This window comes from Nocardioides sp. NPDC057772, assembly GCF_042798075.1.
In the GTDB taxonomy this organism is placed as follows: domain Bacteria; phylum Actinomycetota; class Actinomycetes; order Propionibacteriales; family Nocardioidaceae; genus Nocardioides.
This window is the reverse complement of record NZ_JBHVKN010000056.1, coordinates 20,977-27,027: the sequence shown is the minus strand read 5'-3', so window position 1 is coordinate 27,027 and position 6,051 is coordinate 20,977. Positions and strand designations below refer to the sequence as shown.

At 68.9% G+C, this 6,051-nt stretch carries 6 protein-coding genes; 4 read left to right on the top strand and 2 right to left on the bottom strand.

The annotated features are described in order from the left end of the window. The coding region (locus ACFVJS_RS12135; protein ID WP_378880017.1) for a fluoride efflux transporter FluC at positions 1 to 317 on the bottom strand (317 nt) is incomplete at its 3' end. An 18-nt stretch (positions 318 to 335) separates the two neighbouring features. Continuing rightward, complete coding sequence (locus ACFVJS_RS12130) at positions 336 to 1,280, bottom strand: ATP-binding protein (protein ID WP_378880014.1); 945 nt, start codon at positions 1,278 to 1,280, stop codon at positions 336 to 338. 310 nt (positions 1,281 to 1,590) lie between these two features. Between ACFVJS_RS12130 and ACFVJS_RS12125 the strand changes: the two genes are divergently transcribed. From ACFVJS_RS12125 to ACFVJS_RS12110, 4 genes are all read left to right on the top strand, one after another. Beyond that, positions 1,591 to 3,030 carry an NAD(P)/FAD-dependent oxidoreductase gene (locus ACFVJS_RS12125; RefSeq protein ID WP_378880012.1) on the top strand — a complete coding sequence of 480 codons (1,440 nt, stop codon included), beginning with the start codon at positions 1,591 to 1,593 and terminating at the stop codon, positions 3,028 to 3,030. A 147-nt stretch (positions 3,031 to 3,177) separates the two neighbouring features. Further along, complete coding sequence (locus tag ACFVJS_RS12120; RefSeq protein ID WP_378880010.1) at positions 3,178 to 4,017, top strand: alpha/beta fold hydrolase; 840 nt, start codon at positions 3,178 to 3,180, stop codon at positions 4,015 to 4,017. Beyond that, complete coding sequence (locus ACFVJS_RS12115; RefSeq protein WP_378880007.1) at positions 4,014 to 4,952, top strand: metal-dependent hydrolase; 939 nt, start codon at positions 4,014 to 4,016, stop codon at positions 4,950 to 4,952. The genes ACFVJS_RS12120 and ACFVJS_RS12115 overlap by 4 nt, the downstream gene beginning before the upstream one ends. After that, the gene (locus tag ACFVJS_RS12110) at positions 4,949 to 6,049 is read left to right on the top strand and encodes a PDR/VanB family oxidoreductase (RefSeq protein WP_378880005.1); all 1,101 of its coding nucleotides are present in this window, start codon (positions 4,949 to 4,951) and stop codon (positions 6,047 to 6,049) included. Before ACFVJS_RS12115 ends, ACFVJS_RS12110 begins: the two co-directional genes overlap by 4 nt. Positions 6,050 to 6,051 lie beyond the last annotated feature (2 nt).

The following is a 6,051-nucleotide window of genomic DNA, read 5'->3' as shown; positions in this document are numbered from 1 at the left end:
AGGTAGAGCAGCGCGAGCGCGGGTGCGGGCCCACCCAGGACGTACGTCTCGACCTCGTAGGTCGAGAACGTGGTGTAGCCGCCCAGGACGCCGACGCCGAGGAACGGGCGCAGGTAGCGGGTGCGGGACCACGGGCCCAGCACGAACGCCATCAGCACCCCCAGCAGCAGGCAGCCGGAGATGTTGGTGAGGAACGTCGCCCAGGGCCAGGCTGCATCGCTGTGGGGGAGAGCGGTCGCCAGGCCCCAGCGGGCGAGCGAGCCGAGCGCTCCGCCGGCGGCGATGGGGGCGAGCAGGTCGCCATGCTCACGCAGCACGCGCACAGCGTACGGGTTCTAGAACCCGGGGCTCGTCATCTGGGCCGCGCTCCACCGGGTGGGGCGGCCGCCGGCGGCCTGGGTGAGGTATTCGCCGAGGAACCAGCGCTGGAAGGCGACCTGCTCGGGAGAGCGGGCCAGGACGAGCAACCGCTCCTGGCGGCAGAACTCGTCGATGAGGTCGAGCATGTCGAGGAAGCGGCGCATCGTCTCGGCGGCGGACCTGGGCATGCGTACGTGCAGGTCAGCCGTCTCCCGGTGGCTGCCCGAGCCGTGCCCGATCACCCCGGAGAGCTGGCCGTGGCCGAGGCCGTCGAGGAGCTGGCGCTCCAGCGAGCCGAACAGGGCCGAGAGGCTGGCCGCGAGGGGGTAGTCGTTGGCGTGGGCGAGCGAGAGGAGGCGTACCTCTCGCCGCAGCTCGCGGAAGTGGTGCTGGAAGCCCCTGTAGAGGGCGAGAGGCACCCCGAGGATGCTGACCTGGACGGTCTCGGAGCCGAGGCGCTCAGGCTTGGGTGGTGCGCCGGCGGGACCGGTGATCACGCCTTCGACCCCGTCGCCCTCGCTGATCTCGGCCGCCGGGGTGAACCAGACGGTCTTGCCGGCGGCATCGATGTCGGCACCCCAGGCGTCGGAGACGCTGGCGACGATCGAGAGCCCGCGGCCCACGGTCAGCAGGACCTCGTCCTCGTCGTCGAGGGCGAGCGGGACCGGCAGCAGCGGCGGCTCGGTCGAGGCATCGCGGATCTCGACCCGGGGATGGTCGACGGTGCCGCGCATCCGGATCGTGACCGGCGCGGCGCCGTGGAAGAGCGCGTTGGAGACCAGCTCGGAGACGCCGAACTCAGCACAGTCGACGAGGTCGGCGCGGTCGATCTCCTCGCAGGCTGCCCGAACCCAGGCGCGGGCGTCCTGAACGGCACGAGAACCGGGTCGGAGCAGAAGAGCTGGCCGGCTCAACGGCATGGGCTCCTCCTCCGATCTCGTGGTCGGCATACACACGATCGCGTTGTGTGTCGTTCGTTGCAAGGATTTTCCGCACTTGAAGGTGTCTGATCCCGGCATGGACGACTAGGGCACAAGGTCCCGGTCGCCCTCACAGATTAAAGTCAGCGGGTTTCGACTCGGTAACGGACACGCGGCGGGAACGCATGCTCGTCTGTCGGCTGGCAACTGTGACGAAGTAGTCGTGCCCGGGAATGAACAGATCCGCCGCGATGGTTCAGAATATGGGTGGAACGTTCAAAAGGTCTCGTTTGAGGTAGGGGATTAGGCAATGTCAGCGGACCAGGCAAAGCACCGGGTCGTCATCATCGGTTCCGGCTTCGGGGGGCTCTTCTCCGCGAAGGCGTTCAAGGGCCGCGACGACGTCGAGGTGACCTTGATCGCGAAGACGACCCACCACCTTTTCCAGCCGCTGCTCTACCAGGTGGCGACCGGGATCCTGTCGCAGGGCGAGATCGCTCCGCCGACCCGGGACATCCTCCACCGGCAGAAGAACGCCCGAGTGCTGCTCGGCGAGGTCAGCGAGATCGACACCGAGGCGAAGACGGTCAAGGCGGGCATCCTCAACCAGGAGATCGACGTTCCCTACGACTCGCTGATCGTCGCCGCCGGTGCCGGCCAGTCCTACTTCGGCAACGACCACTTCGCCGAGTTCGCGCCGGGCATGAAGTCCATCGACGACGCGCTCGAGCTGCGCGGCCGCATCTTCGGCGCCTTCGAGATCGCCGAGCTGACCGCCTCCCGCGGTGAGCCGATCGGTGACCTGCTCACCTTCGTCGTCGTCGGCGCCGGTCCGACCGGTGTGGAGATGGCCGGCCAGATCGCCGAGCTGTCGCGTCGCGTGCTGAAGAAGGACTTCACCCACATCCAGTCCGAGAAGGCCCGGGTGGTCCTGGTCGACGCGGCGCCCCAGGTGCTGCCGCCGTTCGGCGAGAAGCTCGGCGCGAAGGCCGAGAAGGCCCTGGAGAAGGCCGGCGTCGAGGTCGTCCTCGGTGCGATGGTCACCCACGTCGACGAGTTCGGCATCGAGATGAAGTTCAAGGACGGCAGGACCGAGCGGATCGGGTCCATCGCGAAGATCTGGGCCGCGGGCGTCCAGGCCTCCCCGCTGGGCAAGACCCTCGCCGAGCAGACCGGCGCCGAGCTCGACCGTGCCGGCCGGATCGCGGTCAACCCCGACCTGACCCTGCCGGGCCACCCGGAGATCTTCGTGGTCGGCGACATGATCAGCCTCGACCACCTGCCTGGCGTCGCGCAGGTCGCGATCCAGGGCGGCAAGCACTCGGCGAAGACCATCAAGGCCCGCCTGAAGAACAAGCCCGAGCCCGGCAACTTCAAGTACTTCGACAAGGGCTCGATGGCCACCATCTCCCGCTTCAACGCGGTCCTGATGATGGGCAGCTTCAAGCTCTCCGGCATCCTCGCCTGGTTCGGCTGGCTGCTCGTCCACCTGGCCTACATGACCGGGTTCCGCAACCGGCTCACCGCGACCCTTCACTGGATGATGTCGTTCATCGGCAAGGACCGCTCCGAGCGCACCACCACGATGCAGCAGATCTTCGCCCGTGAGGCGCTCGAGCGCGTTCCCGGGGGCATGGCGGCTCTCATCGACGATCCTGCCGAGGTCGCCCTGCAGGTCGAGCGTCGCCGCAAGGAGCTCGAGGACCAGGCTGCCGAGGAGTCGCGCTTCGCCGACTCCCACACCTCGTAGGTTTCCACCGCTTTCTTGCCGGCCCGCCGCAGACCATCTTTGCGGCGGGCCGGGGTCATTTCCGGATCTTCCGATTCGTGCTTGCTATTGTTTGCGGACGCGGTGTCTCATTAATCTGATGGGACGCCGGCAATCGGAGGAGGAGACGTGACCGAGGTGACCAAACGGCTGGTCGAGACCACCGACGGGCTGGAGCTCGCGGTCTACGAGCGGGGGCCCGCCGACGCCGCCACCGTGGTGCTGGTGCACGGCTACCCCGACAACCACTCCGTGTGGGACGGCGTCGCGCAGGTGCTCGCCGAGCGTTTCCACGTGGTCGCCTATGACGTACGCGGCACGGGGGAGTCGGGGGTTCCCGACTCCACCGCCGGCTATCGCCTGGCGCAGCTCTCCGCGGACTTCAAGGCAGTCATCGACGCCGTCTCGCCCGACGCGCCGGTGCACGTCGCCGCCCACGACTGGGGGTCGATCCAGACCTGGGAGTCGGTGACCGACCCGGCGCTGCGCAGCCGGATCGCGACGTACGTCTCGATCTCCGGGCCTGACCTCGGGATGGCGACCACGTGGCTGCGCGAGCGGACCCATCTGGGCAGCTCGCTGCGCCAGCTGGCCCACTCCTGGTACGTCTTCGCGTTCCAGCTGCCGCTGCTGCCGGAGGCGATGGTGCGCTCGGGGCTGCTCGCCCGGTTCGTCGGCGGCGGGCCGCGACCGACCAAGGACCAGGTCAACGGCGTCGAGCTCTACCGCGCCAACTTCCTCGGCAAGCTGCTGCGTCCGGAGCCGCGGCGGACCGACGTGCCGGTGCTGGTGATCGCCCCGCGCGGCGACGACTACGTGACGGTGCCGCTGCAGACCGAGGCACCCCGGAAGTACGCGTCGTCGCTGGTCACACAGGTCATCGAAGGCGGACACTGGGTAGTGGCCACGGATCCTGAGCTGATCGCGGGCGAGATCGTGGCCTTCATCGAGAAGGGGCGTGCGGGATGAGCAAGGAGACGAAGGAAGCCAAGCGCGGGCATGAGCCGACCAAGGTCGCCCTCCACCCGCGGAACGTGAAGTTCGACTGGAGCCGGCTGCCGCTGGTGTGGATCCCCGGCGAGGTCTTCGCGTCGCACTACATCAACGTGCTGCACCTGCTGCTGCCCGAGGGGGAGCGGTGGTTCGTCAAGGTGTTCTCCGAGATCCTGCCGCTGATCGAGGACGACCAGCTGCGCGAGGACGTGATCGGCTTCATCGGTCAGGAGGGCGTCCACGCCGCTGCCCACCAGGAGGTGCAGGACTACTTCACCGACAACGGCCTCGACGTACGTCCGTTCACGGCCGAGATCGAGGCGCTGTTCCGCAAGATCCTGGGCGACCGTGACCTGACCGGCCGGGCCAAGGAGGAGTGGCTGATCGAGCGGGCCGCGATCATCGCCGGCTTGGAGCACCTCACCGCGGTCCTCGGCAACTGGGTGCTCAACTCGCCCGCCCTCGACGAGATCGGTGCCGACGAGACGATGCTCGACCTGCTGCGCTGGCACGGCGCCGAGGAGGTGGAGCACCGCAACGTGGCCTACGACGTCTTCCAGCATGTCGACGGCCGCTACCTCCGCCGCGCCCGTTCGTACCTGCTCGGTGGCACCGCCCTGCTCGTGCTGTGGTGGCGCGGCGCTCGCTACCTGATGAACAACGACCCGACCGAGCCGGATCCCGGCAAGCGGCCGAAGGCGGGTCTGCTCAAGCTGATCGACGCCGAGCGACGCGGCCTGGCGCCCGGGATCGTACGCATCGGGTGGGCGACCTGGAAGTTCTTCCTGCCCAGCTACGACCCGTCCAAGGAGGGCTCGACCGCCCAGGCGGTGAGCTACCTGGCCAAGTCGCCCGCGGCGCTGCGCGCCGACGCGCTCGCGGAGCAGCACGCGACGGAGGCAGGAGCGTGAGCAAGCCGGCGCACTACAGCGTCCCGGACATCCCCGACTCGAAGCTCTACCGGGCTTTCGAGGCGATCGTCGGCGGCTACTGGACCAAGGCCGCCTACCGCTCCTGGCGGCACCGCAAGCCGCTCGGCCGTATCGACCGTGACCTGCACGTGCGCGTCAGCCGGATCGACGAGGAGGGCCCCGACGTCCGGGCGATCTGGTTCGAGCGCGACGACCCGCCGACAGGCTCAGGACAACGTGGCAGAGACCTGCCGGCCTGGGATCCGGGTGCCCACGTCGACGTGGTGCTGCCCAGCGGGCGGCTGCGGCAGTACTCGCTCAACTCCGACCCCGACGACCTCTCCGCCTATCGGATCAGCGTGCGGCGCATCGAGCCGACGGCGGGTGGAGGCGGTGGATCGGTCGAGGCGCACTTCCTCTCCGTGGGCGACCGGCTCGTCCTGAAGGGACCGCGCAATGCGTTCCCGTTCGTCGACTCACCCGCGGGTTATCTCTTCGTCGCCGGCGGCATCGGGATCACCCCGATCCTGCCGATGCTGCGCGACGTGGCGCGGCGGGGCGTGCCGTACGAGTTCGTCTACACCGGACGCTCGCGCGAGACGATGCCGTTCCTGGCGGAGATCCGGGAGATCGTCGGCGACCACGAGATCCAGCTGTGGCCCGACGACGAGATGGGGGTGCCCGATGCGGCCAAGATCATCTCGATGGCGCCCGAGGGCGCCGCGCTCTACTGCTGCGGGCCGATGCCGATGATCGAGGCGATCCGTGCGCAGATCCCCGACCCGCTGATCGACACGCTGCACTACGAGCGGTTCTCGCCGCCTCCGGTGCTCGGCGGCAGCCCGTTCCGGGTGAGGCTGGCGGACTCCGAGGTCGAGGTCGAGGTGGGCGCCGAGGAGTCGGCGCTGACCGCGGTCCGCCGGGTGCGGCCGACCCAGGCGTACTCGTGCCAGCAGGGGTTCTGCGGCACCTGCCGGGTGCGGGTGCTGGAGGGCGAGGTGGAGCATCGCGACCACGCGCTCGCCGACTACGAGCGCGACGGCCACATGATCCTCTGCGTCTCGCGTGCGAAGGGCACCGTGGTGATCGACGGCTGAGG

Coding starts and splice junctions, on each gene's coding strand:
- ACFVJS_RS12130 (WP_378880014.1), bottom strand. CDS start 1,280: ATGCCGTTGAGCCGGCCAGCTCTTCTGCTCCGACCCGGTTCTCGTGCC.
- ACFVJS_RS12125 (WP_378880012.1), top strand. CDS start 1,591: ATGTCAGCGGACCAGGCAAAGCACCGGGTCGTCATCATCGGTTCCGGC.
- ACFVJS_RS12115 (WP_378880007.1), top strand. CDS start 4,014: ATGAGCAAGGAGACGAAGGAAGCCAAGCGCGGGCATGAGCCGACCAAG.